This window comes from Paraglaciecola sp. IT1134 (assembly GCF_058068185.1).
Genome location: NZ_CM176486.1, coordinates 1,422,596 through 1,447,770, shown reverse-complemented (window position 1 = coordinate 1,447,770; position 25,175 = coordinate 1,422,596). Strand labels below are relative to the sequence as shown.

At 46.9% G+C, this 25,175-nt stretch carries 19 protein-coding genes; 12 read left to right on the top strand and 7 right to left on the bottom strand.

The features are described 5' to 3' along the window. The first annotated feature begins 308 nt into the window (after positions 1–308). The 4 genes from AC3RV5_RS06245 to AC3RV5_RS06230 all read left to right on the top strand — a co-directional run bounded on the left by AC3RV5_RS06245 (position 309) and on the right by AC3RV5_RS06230 (position 4,709). The gene (locus tag AC3RV5_RS06245) at positions 309–1,094 is read left to right on the top strand and encodes a PRC-barrel domain containing protein (RefSeq protein WP_489731099.1); all 786 of its coding nucleotides are present in this window, start codon (positions 309–311) and stop codon (positions 1,092–1,094) included. Between the two features lie 99 nt (positions 1,095–1,193). Continuing rightward, entirely contained in the window at positions 1,194–3,929 is a 2,736-nt protein-coding gene (gene acnA / locus AC3RV5_RS06240; RefSeq protein WP_489731098.1) for an aconitate hydratase AcnA, read from the top strand. Positions 3,930–4,309: 380 nt separating this feature from the next. Continuing rightward, complete coding sequence (locus tag AC3RV5_RS06235; RefSeq protein WP_489731097.1) at positions 4,310–4,456, top strand: entericidin A/B family lipoprotein; 147 nt, start codon at positions 4,310–4,312, stop codon at positions 4,454–4,456. A gap of 100 nt (positions 4,457–4,556) precedes the next feature. Beyond that, entirely contained in the window at positions 4,557–4,709 is a 153-nt protein-coding gene (locus AC3RV5_RS06230; protein WP_489731096.1) for a hypothetical protein, read from the top strand. Here AC3RV5_RS06230 and AC3RV5_RS06225 read toward each other — a convergent pair. Further along, entirely contained in the window at positions 4,702–4,920 is a 219-nt protein-coding gene (locus AC3RV5_RS06225) for a hypothetical protein (protein ID WP_489731095.1), read from the bottom strand. The two genes, AC3RV5_RS06230 and AC3RV5_RS06225, sit on opposite strands and share 8 nt — an antisense overlap. A 131-nt stretch (positions 4,921–5,051) precedes the next feature. Beyond that, positions 5,052–6,416 (bottom strand): DNA repair protein RadA, encoded by a 1,365-nt coding sequence (gene radA / locus AC3RV5_RS06220; RefSeq protein WP_489731094.1) that lies wholly within the window; start codon positions 6,414–6,416, stop codon positions 5,052–5,054. Positions 6,417–6,608: 192 nt separating this feature from the next. Here radA and AC3RV5_RS06215 point away from each other — a divergent pair, with 192 nt between their 5' ends. Both AC3RV5_RS06215 and AC3RV5_RS06210 read left to right on the top strand, forming a co-directional pair. Continuing rightward, positions 6,609–9,128 (top strand): PilZ domain-containing protein, encoded by a 2,520-nt coding sequence (locus AC3RV5_RS06215; protein WP_489731093.1) that lies wholly within the window; start codon positions 6,609–6,611, stop codon positions 9,126–9,128. A 108-nt stretch (positions 9,129–9,236) separates the two neighbouring features. After that, a complete protein-coding gene (locus AC3RV5_RS06210; protein ID WP_489731092.1) occupies positions 9,237–10,616 on the top strand; it encodes a M20/M25/M40 family metallo-hydrolase in 1,380 nt (459 codons plus the stop codon). Between the two features lie 52 nt (positions 10,617–10,668). Here the strand turns inward: AC3RV5_RS06210 and serB are convergent, their stop codons facing one another. Beyond that, a complete protein-coding gene (gene serB / locus AC3RV5_RS06205; RefSeq protein ID WP_489731091.1) occupies positions 10,669–11,736 on the bottom strand; it encodes a phosphoserine phosphatase SerB in 1,068 nt (355 codons plus the stop codon). A 244-nt stretch (positions 11,737–11,980) separates the two neighbouring features. Here serB and tsaA point away from each other — a divergent pair, with 244 nt between their 5' ends. The 4 genes from tsaA (at position 11,981) to AC3RV5_RS06185 (ending at position 16,641) form a co-directional block, all read left to right on the top strand. Further along, positions 11,981–12,688, top strand: a complete 708-nt coding sequence (gene tsaA / locus AC3RV5_RS06200) for a tRNA (N6-threonylcarbamoyladenosine(37)-N6)-methyltransferase TrmO (protein WP_489731090.1) — start codon at positions 11,981–11,983, stop codon at positions 12,686–12,688. A 102-nt stretch (positions 12,689–12,790) separates the two neighbouring features. Then, complete coding sequence (locus AC3RV5_RS06195) at positions 12,791–14,506, top strand: proline--tRNA ligase (RefSeq protein ID WP_489731089.1); 1,716 nt, start codon at positions 12,791–12,793, stop codon at positions 14,504–14,506. 154 nt (positions 14,507–14,660) lie between these two features. Next, positions 14,661–15,500: an MBL fold metallo-hydrolase gene (locus tag AC3RV5_RS06190; RefSeq protein WP_489731088.1), complete on the top strand. Its 840-nt coding sequence runs from the start codon at positions 14,661–14,663 to the stop codon at positions 15,498–15,500. Between the two features lie 10 nt (positions 15,501–15,510). Further along, on the top strand, positions 15,511–16,641 hold the full coding sequence (locus AC3RV5_RS06185; protein ID WP_489731087.1) for a patatin-like phospholipase family protein: 1,131 nt from the start codon (positions 15,511–15,513) through the stop codon (positions 16,639–16,641). 316 nt (positions 16,642–16,957) lie between these two features. Here AC3RV5_RS06185 and AC3RV5_RS06180 read toward each other — a convergent pair whose 3' ends face one another. Beyond that, positions 16,958–17,434 carry a YehS family protein gene (locus AC3RV5_RS06180; RefSeq protein WP_489731086.1) on the bottom strand — a complete coding sequence of 159 codons (477 nt, stop codon included), beginning with the start codon at positions 17,432–17,434 and terminating at the stop codon, positions 16,958–16,960. A gap of 310 nt (positions 17,435–17,744) precedes the next feature. Then, a complete protein-coding gene (locus tag AC3RV5_RS06175; RefSeq protein ID WP_489731085.1) occupies positions 17,745–19,718 on the bottom strand; it encodes a monovalent cation:proton antiporter family protein in 1,974 nt (657 codons plus the stop codon). A 115-nt stretch (positions 19,719–19,833) separates the two neighbouring features. On the opposite strand from AC3RV5_RS06175, the gene AC3RV5_RS06170 reads away from it, so the two are divergent. After that, positions 19,834–20,724 carry a GGDEF domain-containing protein gene (locus AC3RV5_RS06170; protein ID WP_489731084.1) on the top strand — a complete coding sequence of 297 codons (891 nt, stop codon included), beginning with the start codon at positions 19,834–19,836 and terminating at the stop codon, positions 20,722–20,724. A gap of 675 nt (positions 20,725–21,399) precedes the next feature. On the opposite strand, the gene AC3RV5_RS06165 is transcribed toward AC3RV5_RS06170, so the two are convergent. Continuing rightward, positions 21,400–22,584: an MFS transporter gene (locus AC3RV5_RS06165; RefSeq protein ID WP_489731083.1), complete on the bottom strand. Its 1,185-nt coding sequence runs from the start codon at positions 22,582–22,584 to the stop codon at positions 21,400–21,402. A 91-nt stretch (positions 22,585–22,675) separates the two neighbouring features. Here AC3RV5_RS06165 and AC3RV5_RS06160 point away from each other — a divergent pair, with 91 nt between their 5' ends. Further along, entirely contained in the window at positions 22,676–23,563 is an 888-nt protein-coding gene (locus tag AC3RV5_RS06160) for a LysR family transcriptional regulator (protein ID WP_489731082.1), read from the top strand. A gap of 192 nt (positions 23,564–23,755) precedes the next feature. On the opposite strand, the gene tilS is transcribed toward AC3RV5_RS06160, so the two are convergent. Then, positions 23,756–25,159, bottom strand: a complete 1,404-nt coding sequence (gene tilS / locus AC3RV5_RS06155) for a tRNA lysidine(34) synthetase TilS (RefSeq protein WP_489731081.1) — start codon at positions 25,157–25,159, stop codon at positions 23,756–23,758. Positions 25,160–25,175 lie beyond the last annotated feature (16 nt).

Sequence of the window (25,175 nt, the reverse complement as noted above, 5' to 3'; positions counted from 1 at the left end):
CTGCCCTGTAACAGCCCGTAATGAACCTTTGCCGACTCATGTAAATATTACACCCGAGGGATAATTGTTACCTTTTTTAGCGGATATTATTCGTATAGAAATCAAGCAGTTCCATTGAACCCACCGCCCCTTGTTAGCCTGCTGAGCTGGCGTGCATTTTGCTGATACTTGTGTTAATGCTTAATAATAACTAATTTTAAGGATGACCATGGTTTTGACGGTGGCTCTGGGTAATAGACGCAATATTAGCGCGCCCAGCTCCAGCTTCGATCACGGCCAATTTTGTATCAACCGGTAGGGAGAACATTATGTTTGCAGGTTTACGAGATATTAAGAGATTTACGATTGCAGCAACGGATGGCGACATAGGTGTAAGTAAAGATTTTCTGTTTGACGATCGCGCCTGGGCGGTCAGGTATATGTACGCCGATACCAACAAGTGGCTGCCACTGGGTGAAAAAGTGCTTATCTCACCTATTGCACTGCGTGAAATTGACAGTGACGAAGAAAAAATACATGTCGCTTTGTCCAAGCAGCAAGTAAAGGACAGCCCCTCCATTGATGAACACAAACCCGTGTCCAGGGAGTACGAAGAATTACTCTTTTCGTACCTGGGATATGGCTACTATTGGACCGGTCCTGGAGCGTGGGGGGAATATGCCAATCCAACCGCCCTGGCTCAACCGGATCTAACCCAGCAGACTCTGGCCGACGAGCTCGAATCACAAGAACAGGGTGATAATAAAGCTCATGCTAACCATTTGCGCTCTATTGACGAGTTGCATGGCTACGAAGTTAAGGCCCTCGACGGCAGCATTGGTCAAGTACATGATCTGATCCTGGATACCACTAACTGGGAAATTCCGCTACTGGTAGTGGATACTAATAAATGGTTGCCAGGTGGCAAGAAAGTGTTTATCGCCCCCAAACACATTAAATCGATTAATTGGTTGGAACAAGATGTGATTTGCAACTTAAAAGTTGAGGAGATTGAGCATTGTCCAGAATGTGATCACGAGCGTCTAAACGAACCTGGCTACCTGCAGAGCATCAAACAAAAAATGATGGCCCTGCCCCGTAGCGAAGCCGAATAATTTAGCCTGAATAACCAGGTAACCAAGGGGAATGGTCGTAATGGCCGTTCCTCCGGTCAAATAACACTGCCTGGAAAAACATACCAAACGGAGAATAATATGCCGGACTCATCACCTTATTTAAAAACGTTATCAGTTGAGGGGGAAGATTTTTCTTATTACAGCCTCGATACCTTACCAGAGTCATTCGAGATTTCGCGATTACCTTTCGCGGCAAAAATCCTGCTGGAGAATTTGTTACGTCACAGTCAGCACCCTTTTGTGCAACAGGAAGATATTGAAAAACTGGCAAAATGGGATATCAACAGCACCACCCCAACAGAAATTGCCTTCGTACCATCCAGAGTCGTATTACAGGATTTTACCGGCGTACCGGCAGTGGTAGACTTGGCGGCCATGCGTGATGCGATGGTTGAATTAGGTGGGGATCCTCATAAAATAAATCCGCTCAAACCCGTAGAACTGGTTATTGACCACTCGGTGATGGTGGATTTTTTCGCTGAAAAAGATGCCTTTAGTAAAAATACCGCAAAAGAAGTGCAGCGCAACAAAGAGCGTTATCAGTTTTTGCGCTGGGGTCAGGATGCCTTCGACAATTTCAAGGTTGTGCCCCCTGGAAAAGGCATAGTGCATCAAGTCAATCTGGAATACCTGGCTCGCGTCGTATTTATCGATGAACAACAAGCCAGTGATGCACAAGATACGGCCCAGGCTACGCTTTACCCGGATACACTGGTAGGTACCGACTCCCATACCACTATGATCAATGGCTTAGGCGTTTTAGGCTGGGGCGTGGGAGGTATCGAGGCTGAAGCCGCCATGCTTGGCCAGCCAGTTACTATGCTGATCCCCGAAGTTGTGGGCATGGAAATCACTGGGGAACTTCCCCCGGGGACCACAGCCACCGACCTGGTATTAGCCATTACCGAAACCTTGCGAAACTTTGGCGTAGTGGGAAAATTTGTCGAGTTTTTCGGTGAAGGGGTCAAACATCTAACGGTTGCAGATCGGGCGACCATAGCCAATATGTCTCCGGAATATGGTGCAACCTGCGGCCTGTTCCCACTGGATGAACAAACTGAAACTTATTTACGCCTGACCGGCAGAGATGAGCGACGCATCAAAATCATCAAAGCTTATGCCCAAGCCCAGGGCATGTGGGGAACCCAGGCCCAGCAAACTGCTGTTTATCACGCCACGTTGCAGCTGGATCTCAAAGACATTGTCACTTCTATTGCGGGCCCTAAACGTCCCCAAGATCGCATCCCGTTGACTGAAGCCGCTAGCCGTTTTACGAGTTGGTTATCTGAACAGGAAAAACTGATTGTTTCTACCCAAGATACCGAACAGGGCCGTTTCGAAAGTGAGGGTGGCCAGCAAATGGATCCGCCCACCCATGAGCCCAATTGTGAATACAAAGGGCAGCATTTTGCGCTTAAAGATGGGGCGGTAGTCATTGCTGCAATAACCAGTTGTACCAATACCTCGAACCCCTCTGTACTGATCGCCGCTGGCCTGCTGGCCAAAAAAGCCAGTGAACTGGGACTGCAAGTTAAACCCTGGGTGAAAACCAGTTTTGCTCCCGGTTCACAGGTAGTCACTGAGTATTTGAACAAAGCTAAGTTGACCACTGAGTTGGAAAACCTAGGGTTTCATCTGGTCGGTTACGGTTGCACCACCTGCATAGGCAATTCTGGGCCTCTACCAGAACCTATCAGCAACGCCATTCGCAAGGCAAAACTCAATGTCACGGCAGTTTTATCCGGTAACCGCAACTTTGAAGGCCGCATTCACTCAGATGTGAAAGCCAACTATTTAGCTTCGCCACCTTTGGTGATCGCCTATGCTTTGGCGGGTAATATGAACATTGATTTGCTCAACGAACCTTTAGGCACTTCAACAGACGGTAAACCCGTTTATCTAAGGGATATTTGGCCAACTAACAATGAAATTCAACAATTGGTCAGTACTGTCGTAACCAGCGAGATGTTTAAAGAACGCTACGCCCATATCTATGAGGGTGACGAAACCTGGAATAACCTGGAGGTAGTTGACAGCGTGCAATACAATTGGCCGGAATCGACCTATGTGAAAAAACCGACCTTTTTTGACGGAATTAAGACCCAACCTAAACCCATTGAGGCAATAGTCGATGCCCGCTGTCTGCTAAAACTAGGAGACACTGTGACCACGGATCATATTTCCCCTGCGGGCAGTATTGCCCCTGATGGCCCAGCTGCTGAGTATTTACGGGAACACGGCGTTGAAGAAAAAGACTTTAATTCATTTGGTTCACGTCGAGGCAACCACGAAGTCATGATGCGTGGCACTTTTGCTAACGTCAGATTAAAAAACCAGCTTGCACCAGGCACCGAAGGAGGATGGACCAGACTGCAACCGTCAGGCGAGCAAATGAGTGTATTTGCTGCTGCTATGCACTACCAGCAACAGAAGATCCCCAGCATAGTCATTGCCGGCAAAGAATACGGCACGGGCAGCTCTCGGGACTGGGCGGCCAAAGGCCCGTTATTGTTAGGGGTAAAGGTAGTGATTGCCGAGAGTTATGAACGTATTCACCGGTCAAACCTAATAGGTATGGGCATATTGCCCCTACAATTTAAGCCCGGAGACAATGCAGCCAGCCTCAAACTTGATGGCACAGAGCAATTCTCCGTTGACCCAATTAGCAGTGGTCAACAAGAAGTCCAGGTCAAGGTTAAAAAGGACGACACAGAATATAGCTTTGATGCCCAAATCAGAATCGATACCCCCAACGAATTTAGTTATTTTAACGACGGGGGTATCTTGCAGTATGTGCTTCGCAGCCTGAATTAATTTACCTGGACCGATTGCTGGCATCAAGTCTGTGGCAATCGGTCTGGCTATATATCTGTTTATCCTTCCCCGTCAACTTATTCCTAAATCCCCAAAACTAAGGTCAACACTGATCCGCTGCTTAGTCAGGTAATGCTATTGAATTATGTATCAGGTAAAAACTTCCACAGCTCAATGTAGCAATTGCATTTTACCGGTAGTAAAAAAGCTCTAACTGCCGTACAGCCTATAACAGATAAGGCCTGAGCACTTGGCATGGTAATAGCTAGACTGATGTTGTATTTAAAAAGTGCGTTGTACAGAAAATCTAGCTGACTAAGTCGTGCTCTTCACAGGCAATTGGTCAACTGTCGAGTTAACTGTTTATAAGGTGTTTAACCATGAGAAAAAACATAAAGTCTTTACTTAATTCATTCATGTTAGTTGGTTTCTTAGCGTTAGGACTGTCGGCATGTGCCACGGTTGATGGGGCCGGACAAGATATTGAATCGGCAGGCGAAGCTGTTCAGGATGCAGCTAACGATTAAGCTTGTTAGTTAATGAACTGTGACAGCTACTGTTCCAGCTACTGTTTTGGTGGCTGTCACACAATTATCCACTTTAGCGACAACTGAATAAGAAAAAATCATGACAATTCAACAGCAACATACTCAGTCCAAGAACCGCTTTGTTGAGCATCTGTTAAAAATTCATGCCTATGAATATAGCGATCAACGAAACCGCGCTGCCAGCTCAGCGAAAAGTAGCCATTGGCTGAGCAAACAGACAAACACTAACTAACTTTGCTCACCATAGCGTGTTTTTCCAGATATGCAGCGGTACTGGTGGCACCTAGGGGTTGAGCAAAGTAGTCATCTTGAATACCGCTGCATCCCATTACGGCTAAAATATTCATTTGATATTGAACACATTCTGCAACCCGCTGCAAATTTAAGCTGTTACCCACGGCTATGATGGATTGCACTATATCTTCAATCCCTTTGTCTGCCACAAGTCATCGACAAAAGTTCAATAATACGCCAAGGTGCTAATATAAAACGAAGGCTAAAAAAACAGGTCTAAATCATTGTTTTTATTATGTATGTCCTGAAACATCGGCAAACGCTAAAAATCACCCCATCCTTATAATGCCTCCAATGCGTCACTTAATCTGGATACACCGATTATTTCAATACCTTGGATGGGATTTTTGGGCACATTTGCCTTGGGCACAATCGCCCGTTTAAAACCATGTTTGGCTGCCTCGCTGATGCGCTGTGAACCATTAGGCACAGGACGAATTTCCCCCGCCAGCCCCACTTCGCCAAAGGCAATTAACTCCTTGTCCAGCGCCTGATTGCGAAAACTTGAAACGATGGATAATAACAATGCCAAATCCGCACTGGTTTCAGTGACTTTTACCCCCCCAACCACATTGGCAAATACATCCTGATCATTCATCTGTACATCTCCATGACGGTGCAATACAGCCAATAACATAGCCAAACGGTTCTGCTCCAAGCCTACGGCTACACGTCTGGGATTAGCGGTTTGTGAATAGTCCACCAGAGCCTGTATTTCCACTAATAACGGTCTGGTACCTTCCCACACCACCATGACAATGCTGCCCGGCGATTGTTGCTCATCACGGCTTAAAAAGATGGCCGAAGGATTGCTCACCTGGCGCAAGCCCCTTTCGGTCATAGCAAATACGCCCAACTCATTGATGGCGCCAAACCGATTTTTGTGGCTGCGTAATGTGCGGTAACGACTGTCACTTTCTCCATCAAGCATCATGGAACAATCGATACAGTGCTCCAGTACTTTAGGGCCGGCCAAACTGCCATCTTTAGTCACATGTCCCACCAGGAACATGGCAATATGGTGCTGTTTGGCAAAACGGGTCAAAAAGGCCGCGCTCTCCCGAACCTGGGAGACACTACCTGGTGCCGATTGCACATCGGCGACATGCATCACCTGGATCGAATCGATGACCATAATTGCCGGCTTGTGCTCCAGGGCAAGTTCACAGATGGTTTCAATACTGGTTTCGGCCAACATCTTTAGACGTTCCTTGGGTAATCCCAAACGCTGAGCGCGCATGGCCACCTGTTGCAATGATTCTTCACCTGTGACGTACAGCGCACTGCGCGAAACGGCCAATTGGCACATCACCTGCAACAATAAAGTGCTTTTTCCGGCACCGGGAGAGCCGCCTATTAATATAGCCGAGCCAGGTACTATGCCGCCTCCTAGTACTCGGTCTAGCTCGGTAAAACCTGAAGCAAAACGAGGTAAGGCTTCGAGATCGATATTGTCCAAAGTTTCTATTTTTGCCCCGGTTTGCCCCGCATAGCCGCGCAGATTACGCTCCACTTGACTATGAGCTGGGCTAACGACAAACTCGGTAATAGTGTTCCAGGCGTTACAATCATTACATTGGCCTTGCCAACGGGGATACTCTGCGCCACAGTCGGAACAAACGAAGGCGGTTTTACGTTTTGCCATAAATATTCACTACAGTGTGGTTAACTAAAAGGTGGGTGCGAACATAATACCGGACTAATAATAATCCGCAGGCCCATAGTGCTGAGCAGAACATAGCCTGCCAGCAAGCATGTACTACGTAAATCCGTTAACATGCCGATAAGAGATTATCACATGTGCCAGTAACGCCACATAACAAGTATTCAACTAATTATGAGTCAAGACCTAGAACAATACCGTGACATTATAGAACAGCTTAAACCTATGATAAATGAACCCGAGTTTAATCAGATTTTAACTCAGGTTGCAGCGTCGATACCCAAACAAAAGCGTTTTTTGCTCAAGATGGAACTTAAGCGTTTGGCCAGACCCTGCTTTCGCCTTATTGACTTGCGTGGTCACGTTGACGGCAAATGTCGGGTATTTGTGTTCGAAAACAAAGAACACTACCTTGACGACATGGCCATTGATGTATTCGAGCGCCAGGTGCGATCATTTGGACAATACACCATTGGCGTCTATGAAGCCGTTATCAATACCGAAAACAATTACCGTGTGATCCATCGCCGCTTACGGGAAAAAGCGTCCGGTCGCCAGACTGACAACCACTCTGTCAACGAGATCACGCAAAGTTACCTAGTCCCCAATATCGAATTTGGTAACTTTTCTCAGCGCAACGAAGAGCGCATGAATTACGCCATGACAGTCGAATTGTTTGGCGAGCTGAATAAAAGTGTGCAGGCCACCACTGTTGACGTATCTGTCAGCGGACTGAAAATCAAGGTCAGTAAAGAACATCTGTTTAAGTTAGGCGAACGTCTGTCGGTGTTATTTCGTAGTCTGGAACAGGAGTTTTTGTTGGATAAACGCCAAGGCGTGCAATATCAAATAGAAGGCATAGATCGTTCCAAGGACGAGCAGCGTGTAAAGCTCAAACGTTTATCCGATAGTCCGGATCCAGGGTTTGATAAATTTTTACAGAGTTTTATTCACGGCAATAAACGCCGCTATAAAGTGAATATGGACAACACCTTTGATGCCATCCACAACAAGACCTATGAACAGTATTACATCCCTAATTTCACCTCGATTCCGATTTATATCGAACACAAAGCAGGGGAATTTAAACCCCGTTATGCCCTGGCCAATGATCGTAACCGGGGAGATATCGGTTTTTGGACAAATGAATTACAAGAGCTCAAAATTGGTTATCTACTTAGTGATCAGCGCATTAAACGTTGCCTGACGTTGCCCAAAGGGTGCCAGGAAACCTTCATTTATGTATTTCATCACATCAAAAATGAAAAGATCTATTTTTATTCAGCCACTGAAGATGAGTTGAATGCCAGCCCGCACCTCAAACCCATATTTCTGGGTTATGGTGCGCGTAAAGCCAGTTGGCGGGTATACAAATTACAGTTTAGTGAAATGCGACCGGAACAAAGCCACAGGCCTCTGTCCCTCGCCGATTCAATCAGTGAGTCCGTAAAGCGCCAGAATCAGCACCCGACTCCACGTTTGATGTCCAAGCTGCAGCATCTTAGTCATATCGCGTTATTAACCAATATAACCGATAAACACAATACAGAAATTTACCAGAAAATTAAGCTTACCCGCTCACAACTGGTCGAACTCAAGGTATTTGGCCACCCCCGAAATCGATTGCCAGCTGTGGTCAGTAGCTTCAGATTTAAATATACCAATCAAAGGCGTGAGACGCGTTTTTTGCTGCGCAGCAAGATACGCCTTAAGATAGATGAGTTACTTTTTGAGGGCAATACCGAAGATGTATCCGTCAATGGTCTGAAATTGGAGCTCAAGACCTTTTTTCACCGGGAAAAGGATAGCGCTGTGCAGGTAAGTTTCCCCCAGCTGCAGCAAGTTACCAAAAAATATGACCTCAGTGAATTATCTTATAACGTCAGGCATATCTCCAAGGATCGTAATGTGCTGCATCTGGGCGTCGTAAACGACCAGTCCAATAATGTCACCAGAGAGTTTTTCGACGAGCTGATTAAAAACAATCGCTCCACGTTAAAAGCCTACCGAGATGAAGATGAAATCCCCGGATTCGGAGATGCACTGCGCAATATCTATGCTAATAATATGTTCAATGTGGCCTTTTTTATCCGCAAAGATGGGGCCAAGTTTCTGCCCGATGCAACAGCTACCTGGTCGACTCGTACCCGACTAGCCATATTACTCAGTTACCAGGCACAACCAGGACAGATGAACCTGTACCCCCTATTTGAAGGAATGAGCGGAAAACTGGACTTTATCACCTCCACCCTAAACCGTATTAAAAGCAGTCATCACCCGGTTATGCGCGAACTCTTTGTGGCCTTTTCCCCAGGCGACACTCAGATCGGCGAGGCAATAAAAAGTTGTTTTGTGGAGCAATTCGACAGTGATAAACAGCGCCATGAATTTATTACCCAGGCCACCCTAAACGGTCAATTCATTGCGATCAAAGTATTTTTATCCCGCACCGGTCGCCCGGATATTGACACCCTTCAGTCTGAAATAAATTATGTGGGAGTCTATGCTCTGCACCGCGCAAAAATACTGGAAGAAAAGCTGTGGAGTGTAAATGGCGTAGGCGATTTAATCGACGTGACCGATGAAGTCATGCAGCGTTATGGTTTCAACGGATCCTCCATAGCCGATAATCATCAACCCCCTGTAAACCAAAACAGCAAAAGTCCAGGTATCGAGCAATTATTGAAGATCTAGTTTCCTCAGGGGAACGACCGGCTTAAATAGTGGGTTCATCGAAATCAAGATTACAAAAGCCTTAATTATCAATAAACTGGCAAAACTAACAATTAATGGAAACGATACATGGGACAGACAATAACGGGATTAATGCTTTCGCTAGCATTATCAACGTCACTGGGAGCTCAAGAACTTAGCAACATCACTGTGCAACAAGCTGCAGAGTTGCGAGAACAAGCTCTGACAAGCAACTTAGCATGGGAGGTACTTGAATCTCTGACCACTGAAATTGGCCCACGAATGACCGGTAGTCCTGCTGATGCTTTGGCAGTGAAATGGGGGGTAGCTAAACTGCAAGCATTAGGTTTCGATAAGGTCTGGACCGAGCCAGTTACCGTACCGGTCTGGCAACGGATGCACGCAAGTGCCTATGTGGTTAGTCCCTTCCCCCAGCCTTTGACCATAACCGCTCTTGGCAGTTCGGTCAGTACCCCTGAAGGTGGGTTAGAAGCTCAGATAGTGCATTTTTCCACCTATGAAGACTTAGTTGCCTCGCCGGCCGACAGCGCCACAGGAAAAATTGTTTATATTTCCAATAAAATGGAACGTCATCCTTCTGGCCGTGGTTATGCCAAATCTGGCCCTGCGAGATTTAATGGTGCGGCCGAGGCTGCCAAAAAAGGCGCCATAGCCCTGGTGATCCGTTCAGTAGGAACAGACAGTCAACGATCTCCCCATACAGGAATGACCAATTATCAACAGGGCGTTAACAAGATCCCGGCGGCCGCCTTATCCAATCCCGATGCTGACCAACTCGATCGCATCTTGAGCCGCAAGCAAAAGGTAATTTTGGGCCTGGATATCAAAACTCACACAGCCGAAGATACGCTGTCTTATAATGTTATCGGTGAAATCACAGGTAGTGAACACCCGGAACAAATAGTCGCCATAGGCGGGCATCTGGACAGTTGGGATTTAGGTACAGGTGCGGTGGACGATGCATCCGGTATTGCTATCACTGTTGCCGCCGCCAAGTTAATTGCCCAGCAACAACGTCCTAAAAGAACCATACGTGTGGTGATGTTTGCCGCGGAAGAAATAGGGGTATATGGCGGGCGCCAATACGCACTGGCTCACAAAGATGAACTGGACAATCATATTATCGGCGCTGAATCAGATGGCGGAGCCGGCAGGGTTTTGGCTTTATCGAATAATGTGGGCCCGCAATCTCTGCCTGCCATTGACGCCATGTTAACCTTGATGAAACCGCTCAATATAGTACGCAGTGCCAAAGTAGCGGATGGCTCAGCAGATTTTGGCCCTATGGTTGAAGCGGGTATGCCAGCGGTGGGCCTGGAACAGGATCACGCAGAATACTTTGATATTCATCACACCCCGGATGACACACTCAATAAGGTACACCCTGAAGAGTTAGCGCAAAATGTCGCCGCCTGGATTATCTTTGTGAAAATCGCCGCAGATTGGGACGGACGTTTCACAAAATAACCTGAGCTGGAAATACATAAACACGCAGCGGCCGTCCACTACGGACGGCTTTTTATGCTGCAGATGAAACAGCCAAGACCCATAACAAGGCATCCAGCCCACCTTGCCTAACGGATATGTCCGCCTGCTGACGCACCACAGGTTTAGCGTGAAATGCCACCCCCAGAGCCGCAGCATTCATCATCAGCAAGTCATTGGCACCATCTCCCATAGCTACTGTTTGACTGGCACTGATCCCCCAGCGAGTGGCTAATTCGAGTAATGTATCTGCTTTGATCTGAGCATCGACTATGTTACCTGCAACCTGGCCAGTTAATTTACCATCAACAATCACAAGTTGATTGGCCACCGCCCAGTCAAGTTCCAAACGCTCGCTCAGATGATCCGCAAAATAGCTGAAGCCCCCAGACGCAATCGCCAACTTCCAGTGGTACGTTTTAAGCACCTTAACCAGATTGTAGAGCCCGGGCATTAACGGTAAAGCGCAACGTACCTGGCGTAATATGCTTTCATCCGCTCCGGCTAAACAGCTCACGCGGCTTAACAGGCTTTGGGCAAAATCCAGTTTGCCTTGCATGGCTAGCTCGGTCACCTTGGACACTTCGTCACCCACCCCGGCCAGTATCGCCATTTCATCTATGCACTCGACTGCTATAGCCGTGCTGTCCATGTCCATAAGCAATAAACCAGGCTTGTGCAGGCTTGGCGGGTTATCCACCAAACACAGCTCGACTCTTTGCTCGTTGGCCACTTTTTCCAACATGGGCCGCAAATCTTGCTCAGTCTTTTTCTGTACTTTGACCACTACCCCCTGCCCCGTTAACTGGGGCATACGCAGCATTTGAAAATACAGGATATTAAAATGCCCTGATAACGATAAAGTCGCCGCAACTATTTTCGCCAAACTTAACCCCTCAGCAAAAATAACCAGGCTGGCATGTTCGCCTTCAGCGATAAACCCCCGGCTATTGATACTGCTAGGGGAAAAGTTCTCATATTGACTGGCACTAATTAAACGATCTTGGGCAAAGCCGAAGGTATCGAAATGCGGATCCTCTAAAAGTTGGTTGAGAAAAAGGCTGGAGGCAAGCTGTAAAGGGGTAATAGAACGTTCAAACACTACAGATGATCCTTTTAATAACAGTTCGCCGATGGTACCCAAAGCGCTCGACTATTTCCAATACCTAATGGACTAAGGTATGTCAACAGAGGTACAAATAACACAGCATTGGGCTTACAACCAAATTGGTATTCCTGGTCGCACAACCTTGTATACCAATACTTTATAGCAAACTGGTATTAGCCAATAGCAACTGTGCCTAACCCATGCAACAATATCCCCTGACTTTTTAGAAAATATCCCCATGACTGTTGATCTCACTCCTATCGCCATAATCCACACCCCTTATAAACAGAAGTTTGCCATACCCCGGCAGCCGAATTTAGTCGCTGCAGTGGGGGAAATTGTATTTAACTCTGGGTATAACGACCCGAATATGCTGCGCGGAATAGATCAATTCAGTCACCTATGGTTAATTTTTCACTTTCATCAGACCGCAGAGCAAGGCTGGACACCCACGGTCAGACCCCCGCGTTTGGGGGGCGATAATAAACTAGGGGTGCTCGCTACCCGCAGCACCTTTAGACCAAACGGTTTGGGGCTGTCAGTGGTACAGTTTGACTCTTTTAGCCACAAAAATGGTTGTTTAGCCTTACGCGTCAAAGGCGTCGATTTACTCGATGGCACGCCTATTTTAGATATAAAACCATATGTGCCCTGGGCAGACGCGATCCCTGAAGCAACAGGCGGCTTTGCAGCCCAGGCACCCAAACACATGGCGGTATATTTCAGCCCCCAAGCCGAGCAACAACTTGAGCACTGGCGACAAACCTATGCCAATTTAGCGCAATTAATCGAGCAGGTTCTAGCCCAGGATCCGCGCCCAGCCTATAAAGCCAAACGCGCCAGTGAGGAATCTTTTGGCATGTCGCTGTTTGATCTCAACATACGCTGGCAGGTCGTAGAGCAGGCTAATTACGTATTAAGCATCGAACACCCAGCCCAAGATTAGACAATTTCATTAATTACGCCCTTTACACTTTAGCCCAACCCTCCCGGCTGGTAGAATGGCCGCCGATTTATTACCTAGCCTTTATTCGAGACCTCTAAGCCAATGCGCACAAGCCAATATTTATTATCGACCCAAAAAGAAACCCCGGCTGATGCCGAAGTGATCAGCCATCAGCTCATGCTGCGTGCCGGTTTGGTACGAAAATTAGCGTCCGGGCTCTACACCTGGTTACCAACGGGCTTACGGGTGTTAAATAAAGTCGCCCAAATTGTGCGTGAAGAAATGGACAAGGTCGGTTCGTTGGAAATATTGATGCCTGTGGTGCAACCAGCGGATCTGTGGCAGGAATCTGGTCGCTGGGACGAATACGGCCCCGAGTTACTGCGCATAAAGGATCGCCAGCAGCGTGATTTTGTCCTCGGTCCTACCCACGAAGAGGTGGTAACGGCTTTGGTTAAAAATGAAATCAACAGCTACAAACAGTTACCCCTGAATGTGTATCAGGTTCAAACCAAATTCCGGGATGAAGTACGCCCACGCTTTGGGGTGATGCGCGGCCGTGAATTCACCATGAAAGATGCATACTCGTTTCACTTAACCGATGCCTGTCTGGAAAAAACCTATCAGGATATGTACCAAGCATATTGTAATATTTTCCAGCGTATTGGCCTTCAATACCGCCCGGTCATCGCCGATAACGGTTCCATTGGCGGTAATGCCTCCCATGAGTTTCATGTATTAGCCGATTCTGGGGAAGATGACATTGCCTTTAGCACTGGCTCTGATTACGCAGCCAATATGGAAAAAGCCGAAGCCCTTGCACCGCAGACCCTACGCCCTGATCCGGCTCAAGCCCTGACCAAAGTGGCCACGCCTAACGCTAAAACCATAGAGCAAGTTTCCCGTTTATTAGACCTGCCGAGCAATCAATCTGTTAAGACTCTGATAGTGCTGGGTGAGCCAGACAAAAAAGGTCAGCATCCTTTGGTGGCCCTGGTACTGCGCGGTGATCACCAGCTAAACGAAATTAAAGCCGAAAAACAACCAGGGGTATTCACACCACTTGCTATGGCCAGCGAAGAACAGATTGAACAGACCCTTAGCTGCGGTTTAGGCTCTATCGGACCGGTTGGTCTGAACATCCCGGTGATAGTGGACCGTGATGCCGCTGTGTTAGCCGATTTTGTGTGTGGTGCTAACGAAACCGATTTTCACTATACCGGAGTCAATTGGGATCGGGATGCAAACCATTATCAGGTGGCAGATATTCGCAAGGTGCAAGCGGGAGATCTCTCTCCTGACGGTTGCGGTAATCTGGAAATAAAACGTGGTATAGAAGTGGGGCACATCTTCCAACTCGGTAAAAAATACTCTCAAGCCATGGCATGTGGTGTGCTGGACGAAAATGGCAAAAACCAAATTTTGACTATGGGCTGTTACGGCATAGGAGTGTCTCGTATTGTGGCCGCGGCAATTGAGCAAAACCATGATAAATACGGGATCATCTGGCCCTCAGCCATCGCCCCCTTCGAGCTGGCGCTTATTCCCATGAACATGCATAAATCTCCTCGCATTCAACAGGTTGCCGAAGAGCTCTACGGCAAACTACTGGCGGCTGGGGTGAACGTATTGTTTGATGACAGAAAAGAACGCCCAGGGGTGATGTTCAACGATATGGAATTAATCGGTTTGCCCCATACCTTAGTCATTGGGGAGCGTAATCTGGATGACAATAAGGTGGAATATAAAAACCGCCGCAGCGGAGAAAAACAACTGCTGGATATTCAGCAAGTCGAGCAATGGGTACTGGCACTTTAAATTGCCGTGACCAAGCGCCTTATGGCGCTTGGTGTCTATTTTTATACCCTAGAATTAAACTAGCACTTAATGCCGAAGCACAATAATGCTAATGTCACGGCTTTCCATCTCAAGTGGTATCACTTTTGTTCTCCCAATACAGTCGAGTTAACAGATGCAATTGACCTTTTTCGGTGTTCGCGGTTCTATTCCTACACCTGGTGCCCAATACATCAAATATGGTGGCAACACTGCGTGTGTGCATATCAGATTAGACGACGGTACCGATATTATCCTGGATGCAGGCACCGGTATCAGGGAGCTAGGTCAGGTGTTAATCCAAAATCAAAACGATATTCATTTATTGCTTAGCCATAATCACTGGGATCATATTCAGGGTTTCCCCTTTTTCGCCCCAATCTACCAACCCAAGCGCAATATATTTATCACCCCCGGGCAAACCGTTTTACCCGAAGACCAGAATATTCTCAAGCAAATGAGTGGCAGTTATTTTCCTGTTGATTACCATAGCCTACCATCCAATATTCAGATCATTCCCCAGGGAAATGATACCGTTCGTTGGCAACTCAACAGTGCCACCATTAGCCGGCGGGTGATGAATCATCCCGGTGGCGGTAGCGCCTATGTTATCGAAGCTGACAATGCGAAAATTGCCTATATTACCGACAATGAACTTTATCCGCCTTATCGCAAGGAAACTGATTTTCTGCAATGGGTAGACTTTGCTATGCACGCAGATCTGATCATTCATGACGCACAATATATGTTAGCTGATATGCCCACCAAATCTGGATGGGGACATTCAGTAGCAGAAGAAGCGGTGAAGTTAAGCATGGCGTGTCGGGCCAAACGCCTGGCCCTATATAGCCACGATCATACCCGTACCGATGACAATATTGCCCAGGTTGAGTCCCATTGCCAGGAGTTAGTCAGAATTGCCGAGGCGGATCTGGAATTGTTTGCTGCCGCTGAAGGAATGAGCCTGGCTCTGTAATACGCACATTATGTTTGAGCGCAATCAATATGCATTATTACTATCTGGAGGAGGGGCCAGAGCCGCTTACCAGCTAGGGGTATTAAAATCCATCAGCACCTTTTTACCCCGCAATCAGGGGCTGCCCTTTCCCATAGTATGTGGCAGTTCAGCGGGCGCCATTAATGCCACTGGCCTTGCTTGTTATGCCTCTTGTTACCATTTAGGGATCAGGAAGCTTGAATACGTTTGGAAAAATTTCACCACCAGACAGGTATACGCAGCCGGTGTCCGTGAAATCTACAGTCACTTGTTTACAAGTTACTTTCGCAACTTCCAGTCTGAGCTGAATCAGAAGCACCCAAATAGTCTATTAAATAATCAACCCCTGCGCCGCTTGATCAGACAATCACTGGATTTTCATCGCATTGATCAAAACGTTGCCAAGGGATATCTGCGGGCCATCAGTATCAGTACCTCTAGTTACACCACTCATGATTCTATTAACTACTTTCAGGGACAAAGCGATATTCAGCCATGGCACAGAGAGAAGCGTCGCGGTATCGCCTGTGCCTTGCATTCGGAACATTTAATGGCCTCATCGGCCATTCCGATGGTATTTCCGCCGGTTAAGCTCGATGGTGAATTTTTGGGTGATGGTTCAGTACATCAGTTATCACCTCTTAGCCCGGCTATTCATTTAGGCGCCGAGAAAATACTGGTAATAGGGGTAGAACAACCTGAAGTGGTTTCACGTTTTACCGATATGCAACATTATCCCAGTAACATGTCCATAGCCGGACACCTACTCGATACTATCTTCGCTGATACCTTACGCTCAGATTTAGAACGCATGGATCGTATCAACCAGACTATAGCCATGTTAAACACTAAACAGCGTCAACAGAGTAAACTCAAGACCATAGATTGCCTGGTGATCAATCCGACTATCAATTTCAATGAGATGGCTAACAAACATTACCACCACATGCCGTCGGGCATAAAATCCTTGCTGCGATTGATGGGATTACACAATAAAGCAGATACCACTTTGCTGAGTTATTTGTTGTTTGAAAAAGAATATTGTCGAGAGCTTATCGAATTGGGCTATCAGGACGGTTTAGCACGCCAGGACGAAATACGCAGTTTCCTGGAAATCTAGACGATAGTCACGGTGTTACCACACGTGTAATCCGTCAATTGTTGCAGGGTTTTATCTATATTTAATTTGCCTTGCTCACGCAAGTAACGAATAGATTGGCTCAGGGACGCAACTAAATTCTAGTGGTTTTATTGAGATAGTGATAGCTATCACGCATAAATCCGGGTTCCGGTTTGAAGAAATAACACGGGTATTTGGCGGCGCAGATAATTTCCTGGCCGTCCAGAGTCGTCGCCAACACAGCATGGATCAGCCCCTCGTCCAACAATTTGGCAATGCCTAAGGGGCTAGGCGCATAGTTACAGGTTAACGAGGTTTAGTCTTCGCTGTCGGCTTCACCGCGGATTTTAATTTGTAAACCTTTAAGAAAGTTACGCAGGATTTGATCCTGGCACTGACGATAATGGCGATTCTCAGGTTTGCGAAACAAAGCGCTGAGCTCGTGTTTGCTGATTTTAAATTCACTTAAATCCATGATCTCCAGCATGTCTTCGGCTTTGAGATTTAATGCGATCTTCAGCTTCATCAAGATAATGTTATTGGTCAGCACTCGCTCTACTGGCGCAGGTGCGCCTTCTTTTTTACCGCGCTTGAAATTAATCAGCCCGTTTAGAAATAATGAAAACTGTAAATCTGTGCATCGCACAAACTCTGGATCTTCTTCTTTACGTAACCAGCTGTGCAATTGTGCCTGGTTGGCCTCATATTCAGCCTGGGCGAACACCTCTATCATTTGTTTGTCGCTAAAATCGAATATATAGCGGATACGACGCATAACATCGTTATTTATCATGGTAATTCCTATGTGCTGTGAACATCAAACCTAAAGGCTCAACATTTGAATGGCGGTATGATACCCATGTTGATTTTAGATAACGATAAAAAGCGCAATAAATAACAAAAATAGCCAAGCCGTCTAGGCGAACATCTGATTTCACGGGTTTATAAACCAGGTAAACCTCAAAAAACTGCGCCAAAATCCGACTTGGGCGACCGACCAACGGATGATATAACAGGGGCTAAGGGGCGTGCTGATTATATAGTGTAGGTTTTATCATGACTTTTACTTTATATTTTTCAGGATAGTTTAAACGCTACCGGCATCAACGTCCTTCTAACAACAGGTTCTCTGCCCGTTCAACTCGCCTTGGTTTGCCGGTGATCACCAGAACATCCCCGGCCACCAGTATCGTGGCCAGTTCGGGTTCAGATAATTCTATATTGTCCCGCCTCAAACCTTTAATTTTGATGCGCATACGCTGAATGTCGAGCTGCTCGAGGCTTTTACCCACGGCATAGGCGTCATTGGTCAAAATTACCGCATGCATGAATTCAAGTTTGTCCTGGGTACCATAACTTAATTCCGTGGTTTCGCCGGGGAAAAAACCGTGCATATTACCATAGTGGCCTTTGCGCTCCTTGCGAACTCGTTTTAAAATTCGTGACATGGGCACCCCGGACAAGTGTAAGACCTGGGATACCAGCATCAGGCTGCCTTCAAGTATTTCCGGCACAACTTGCGAGGCGCCCGCCATGTACAACTCTTCCATGCGATAATCTTTGCGGGTACGAACCACTATGGGTAGATCAGGGTACATACTGGACACCAGTTGGATCACACTTATGGCCTTATTGTGTTCGTCGAAGGTTAACAATACTAATTTTGCCCGCTCAATACCCACCGCACGCAAAATGTCTTTTTGTTTTACATCACCGAAATACACAGGCTCACCGGCACTCTGGCTTTCCTGTACCCGCACGGGATCCGCGTCGACCACTATATAAGGGATGGCCTCACTCTTAAGTAGCCGGCTGACGGATTGACCAACCCGGCCAAAACCAAAAATCAGTACGTGATCTTTCATTCCTTCGTGTTTTGCCCCTATGACCGCATTATCATCAAAATCCGGTTTGGGAGCATTGACAATCATGCGGGCAAAGTCCGGGCTTTTATCTACCAACCATGGGGTAAGCGCCATACTCATCAGGCCGATACTCAAAAGTAATGAACCTTGGGCACCGGTGAGAATGGCATGATCCACAGCCAGAGCGGCAAGCACAAAACTAAACTCGCCCATTTGGCACAATTTAAAGCCCGCGGCCCAGGCGTCTTGTTTGGCGGCCCGGAAAATCCACGCCGAAAAACGGATCAATAAGACTTTTAATACCAGCATGATAATCAATCCCAATAAGGCCCAATGCCACTGGCCCGCGAGACTGGTAAGGTTTAACCTCATGCCTATGGTAATAAAAAACAATCCCATGAGGATGTCTCTAAAAGGTCTGATATCAGCCTCTAACTGGTGTTTATATTGACTTTCACCTAACATCATCCCGGCCAAAAAAGCACCAAGGGCCATGGACAGCCCAAACCAAAAGGTTAGTCCGGCAGCCATCAAGGCCACCAATATGGTGGTCAGTACAAAAAGCTCATCGGTCCGTGTACGGGCCACTTCGCTAAAGATCCTTGGCAATACCCATTTGCCCACTGACAATAAAATGACCACCACCACCACGCCTTTGACAAATGCCAGAGCAATGGCGCTGGCAAGGCTTTGCTCTGAACCGGCTGCCAACAGGGGAACAATGATCAAAAGGGGTACAACCGCCAGGTCCTGAAAGAGCAGAATACTAACCGCCATTTGCGCCCTGGGGGTGTTGAGAATGCCAAGATCGCTGGTTTGTTTGATCACTATGGCGGTTGAAGACAGGGCGATCATGCTTCCCACGACTAAAGCCGCTTTAATACTTAAACCCAAGACCAGACCTAAGCCCATAAAGACCAGGGTAGTCAATACCATTTGCCCCAGCCCCACCCCAAACACTAGATGACGCATAGCAAGCATTTTTGGCAAAGAGAATTCAAGACCCAACGAAAACAGCAAAAATACGATCCCAAGTTCAGCAAAGATTTGCATGCTCTCAGGGTGTTCAAATAAGGAGAGTAAATCGGGTCCGGCCAAGATCCCGCAAAACAGGTACGCCAATATAGGCGGCAAATTAATCCGTTTAAATAACCAGACAGTGACGACGGCCACTGACATCAAAATTAATATATTCCCGAAAATTCCATGCATAAGATGATGTGAACCTTCAATAGTAGAATAAAAGAACTTTGGGCACGACTATTGCTGTAAACCCCAGAATAATCATAAATTAATTTATTCGCCAATATATTGGCAGGAGAACACGTTGGAACAACTATCCCCGTTATACGAGCACAACGTTGGCGAAAACTTTTTCAATGCAAACCAGGCAAATCAAGTCTTGAGTCCGGGTGATCTCAATAGCTTTATGCAACGGTTGTTAACCAGCATCGAACTGTCAGTACTGAGCGAATTATTTTATCAACAGTTACAAAATACGTTACAGTTGTCCGCCCTAAAAATCCAGTTTAATCATGCGGATTACAGCTTTGGCGATTTAGATAATGCGAGTAATATTAAGTCCTTAAGTTATAAGAGTTTTGATGGTACGGTTGCGACCGTCAAATACGGTTTTACCAGGACGTTGACCACAGGCCACTGGCAAACGCTACAACAACTGCATATATTGTTCAAAAACCCCCTCAAGAATGCGCTGGAACATCACAAAATAAAACAAATGGCGATGAAAGATTTCCTGACGGCCTTAGGCAACCGTGGTAGTTATCATGAGGCCATTGGGCGTCTACTTAGCCAAGCTAAACGCCACAATAGCCAGTTTGGTTTGTTGGTCATTGATATGAACAGGTTTAAAAAAATCAATGATGATTTCGGTCATATGGAGGGTGATAAGGTCTTACTTGCCTGCGCCCAGACCATTTCCCGTTGTTTACGGGATACGGATTTTGCCTTTAGATTTGGGGGTGATGAGTTTTGTTGTTTGTTGACCGACAGCGATCCTGCAGCCAATGAACTGGTAGTCGAGCGGATCACCCGCGCCATTGCCCAACAGCCAGTATTATGCCAATACAAAGTTGGCTGTAGCATAGGCAGTGCCAATTATCAGACTAATGACACTGAGCAGAGTTTATTTTTACGCGCCGACCATGCGATGTATCAAATCAAAAAGACCGGGGTACAAACTAGCCAATTCAGTTAAGTTAACAAAATCTGCAATAGAGTGACTTTAATAGGCAAAATATTGCCGCTGTGTTAAGCAATTTTCGATATGCGATATGCGATATGCGATATGCGTGTGTGTTTATTCCTATCCCCTTAAAACTCCAATCCTGGTGCGACTCTATTCCAGTGTTTGTCGCTAGCCCTATTGGTTTCCGCCTGTATACCTAACGTTTTACTATCCCTGCCACCTAATTGTCATAATCGAGATACATACAGGTAGCAATTATCTTGTCTTGCGTCGACATGCACACCCTGCCCTTTATAGGTTTTAGCGAGCCATTAGCGCCATGTCACAGTTGTTTACTGCCGTCTTGTTTCTGGTATTGACAATACAACGGGGACGCGGGGACAAGCTGCGCCTGCCCAGTTTGCCGGTGCCTTGTGTATACCCTGGACATTTTGCTCGATTTTTTCCAAGGGTCAGTGGTGATCCCAAGTGTAGCGGGACCCCATGAAGTGTTTCATATCTGTGTCATGGGGACCGCTTTTTGTCATTGGCTGGGCATTTATAAAATAGCCCCTTATGCATCGCACCAGACAGTGCCGCCAAAAGATAGAAAATTTGATCTTAAACGTGGCGAGTCAGGCCCACCCCTCCGAAAATACATATAAAATTGAAGGTCTGGGACTAGCAGTTTGTTTAGCTAAACATTTACTGGGATTGCTCCACTAGTTGGGTTTCGCGTTTATCCAAAAAGCCAGACAAGCGGGTCAGTATAAGTGCCAGAACAACAATTAACGCACCAATCCATGAGGTATCGATTAAACGCATGTTCGCTACCACACTTCCGCCAATGATCGAACCTATGGTAATTCCCAAATTAAACGCGGCTATATTTAGCCCGGATGCCACATCCACAGCTTGGGGAGTGTGCTTTTGCGCCAGTTGCACCACATAAACTTGCAGCGCAGGCACGTTGCCAAAAGCGAAAGCTCCCCAAACCAAGACTGTCAGTAGCGCACCAATCTTACTGTCTGCGGTAAAAGTGAACACCAGCAATACCGCGGCTAAAGCAGCAAATATAATAGACAAGGCCTTAATCGGTCCCTTTTTATCCGCCAACTTGCCACCCCATATATTACCCAAAGCGACAGATACGCCATAAACCAACATGATCAAACTAATGGCGCCGGCCTGAAAGCCTGATACTTGTTGCAGAATGGGCGCCAGGTATGTAAAGACTACAAACGTTCCACCATAACCCACGGCCGTCATGGCATAAACCAGCAATAACCGGGGTTGTGTCAGAACCTTCAACTGCTGCGAAATATTTGTCGGCACCGATTGTTTAAGATTAGCCGGCACCAATAATGCACTACCGATCAAGGCGATAAGCCCCAATAAGGTCACAATTAAAAATGTGGCGCGCCAGCCAAATCCCTGGCCAATCCAGGTGCCAAGTGGTACACCCGTAACCAAAGCAACCGTAAGCCCGGTAAACATCAGGGCAATGGCGCTAGCTTCTTTGTCTTTACTTACCAAACTTGTGGCTATGGTCGAACCGATAGAGAAAAACACCCCGTGTGCCAGTCCGGTTAATATTCTGGCGGCGATCAGGGTATCGTAACCCGGTGCTAACCATGCCAGTAGATTGCCCAGAATAAAGACCAGCATCAAGCTCAATAACACGGTTTTACGCTGCCACCGTCCCGTTAGTGCAGTCAACACAGGAGCACCGATTGCCACACCCAAGGCATAAAGGCTAACGAGCAAACCCGCTGAAGGTAACGACACATTCAGATCTAAGGCAATAGTCGGGATCAAGCCAACGATAACAAACTCAGTCGTTCCGATGGCAAATGCGCTGAGAGTCAGCGCCCATAAAGCAAGAGGCATAATAGCTACTCCGTTAATTTGAATTGCCGGAGAGTATGCGCCCTGATATTGTTGCAAAAAACAGCAATAAAGACAAAACACCTTATCAATTATGACAATAATCTCCCAAAACAAAGATCTGGAGTTGTTACTTGCCGTAGTGGATTGCGGGGGGTTTACCGCCGCAGCAAAACTACTGGATGTGCAGGTGGCCCGAGTGTCCAGAGCAATCGCCAGACTCGAACAAGACTTAGGCTGCAGTTTATTTAATCGCACCACCCGCAGGGTCGAACTCACCGAAGAAGGACAGGTGTTTGTGCAGGACATTCGAGACAGTTTGGCGGGGCTGGCAAAAGCAGAGGAGCGTTTACGTAATCTGCGCGGTGCCCCTCGTGGTCGTTTAAAGGTCGACGCTGCTAGCCCTTTTATCCTGCACCAATTGGTGCCTTTGATAGCGGGATTTACACGGCTTTATCCTAAAATTCAACTGGAGTTGATCTCAAGTGAGAATTTCATTGATCTCATAGAAAAACGTACCGATATAGCGATCCGTATTGGCCAACTAAGTGATTCAAACCTGCATGCCCGATTACTTGGGCGCAGTAAACTATCCATGGTAGCCAGCCCGGAATATATTGCCATCCACGGACAACCAGACTCTGCAGACAACTTAAGCCACCACGCCTTAATCGGTTTTGCCCACCCCCTGCAGCTCAATATCTGGCCGTTAGACAAAGATACCCCTATCCAAGCAAACATATTGGCCAGCAGTGGTGAAACCGTTCGTCAATTGTGTTTAGCAGGAAACGGTATCGCTTTACTTTCCAACTTTATGATCGAACAAGATCTGGCGACCAACAAACTGCTGCCCGTATTAAACAACAGTATTACCAGCCCTCACCCCAGGGAGCTCGTTAACGCCGTCTATTACCGTAACAGCGCGTTATCCTCACGTATTTCTGCCTTTTTAGATTACATCGCCCACCGGCTAACCTTGTAGTGCGAGCTGAAAATACAATGAATTTCGGCTCAGCTCAGCTCAGCAATGCGTAACGCTCATATTGATAATGCTTAAGTTTTTTCAACAGTGATACAGTTCGAAGTTAACACTCAGGGCAAGCTACAGGGTAAGTATGACAGAGGCATGACCTGCTGATTGGGCGCGCAATTAAGAACTAGTTTACAAGCGTCACTATTTCAAATCAGCACTATACGTCAGTTTTAGGGTTTGATCTCCCCCTTTAGGGCATGGCTCCCTTGCAATCAATTTTCCCTCGACGACCACCCCAAGGATATAACCATCGTGTTTGATAATAGCCACTTTATCCCGTTGCCAAGGGGGGATTTCCCATAGCTTGAACCATTGTTTAAGCGGCTTGCTATAGCTGCTGTGGGCAGGTTTAAATTTAATACCGTAGCCGCCAAAACACACCTGCAGCTGATTTTTGTCGCCCATAAAGGTGATGAAATTTGCAGATTGATCGCCGTGCAAGTCCCCCCGAACTAAATATAAACAGCCTAATCGTTGGGGTAATTGCAATTCATCTTTGTCGCCGAAAACTAAACGGGTGCCAGATAAATCCGCTGACAAGGGCAGCAAGTATAAGCGCTGATGAAAACGTCTGCATTGCCAGTTTTGCCATTGTATCAGGAGGTTGGCGTCTTGTGCTGCATCAGACAACTGCCTGATAAGTTGCTGCAAAATCGCCTGGGACGGACTTTGCACCTCTTGCTTGGCCAGCCATGTTCTGATGAGCTGTTTTTGCCAAGTTTCGCTGAGTAAATGCAGTTGAGATAAATCCAAAGAGTTATCATCAGCACAAAGTTCTGCCAGTTTTTGCTCACACACTTCATCCAATAATGCTTGTTGCTCAGCACATAATTGGGCACTACGAGCGACCGAGTGGGCCAACCGAGGCCAGCGGTCAGTTAACAGGGGCAGAATTTGATGACGCAAAAAGTTGCGTTCAAAATCGGTATTTTGATTGGAATCGTCTTCCTGCCAGCTCAGGTTATACTGGCGGGCATAAGCCAGGATCTGTTGCTGAGTGCAATTCAGTAATGGTCGGAATAATCTCGCCCCTACCGCCGCCTCATTTTTACTGGCGGTCAGGCGAGCCATGCCCGATAAACCTTTTGGCCCCGCACCGCGTTTAAGTTGCAGCAAGACGGTTTCGAGCTGATCATCCTGATGTTGCCCTAGGACGATAATACTCTGGGACGGCGCCAGCTCAATTAATTTGCTGTACCGGGCTTGCCTGGCCAGAGCCTCCAGGCTATGCCGTGACTGTTTGGTAACCTTGACCTGGGCGCTGTGAAACACAACCCGCAACTGACTGCAAACCTTTTGACAATGCTGCTGCCAGGCATCTGCTTTGGGGTTTAAACCATGATGGATATGGATGGCGCTTAATTCGAAATCTGGTAACACGGGCTGGGTGCTGCCTTGGTGCGCTTTTAGGCTAGCCAGGGCGTGCAACAAAACATGGGAATCAACACCACCGCTAAAGGCCACCACAAGAGATAACCGGGATTGTGGAGGTAGCTCAGCCAACAGTGCTGAGACTTGTTGCTGTATATGTTCGATGAGGCTCATAAAATAAATGTTAACC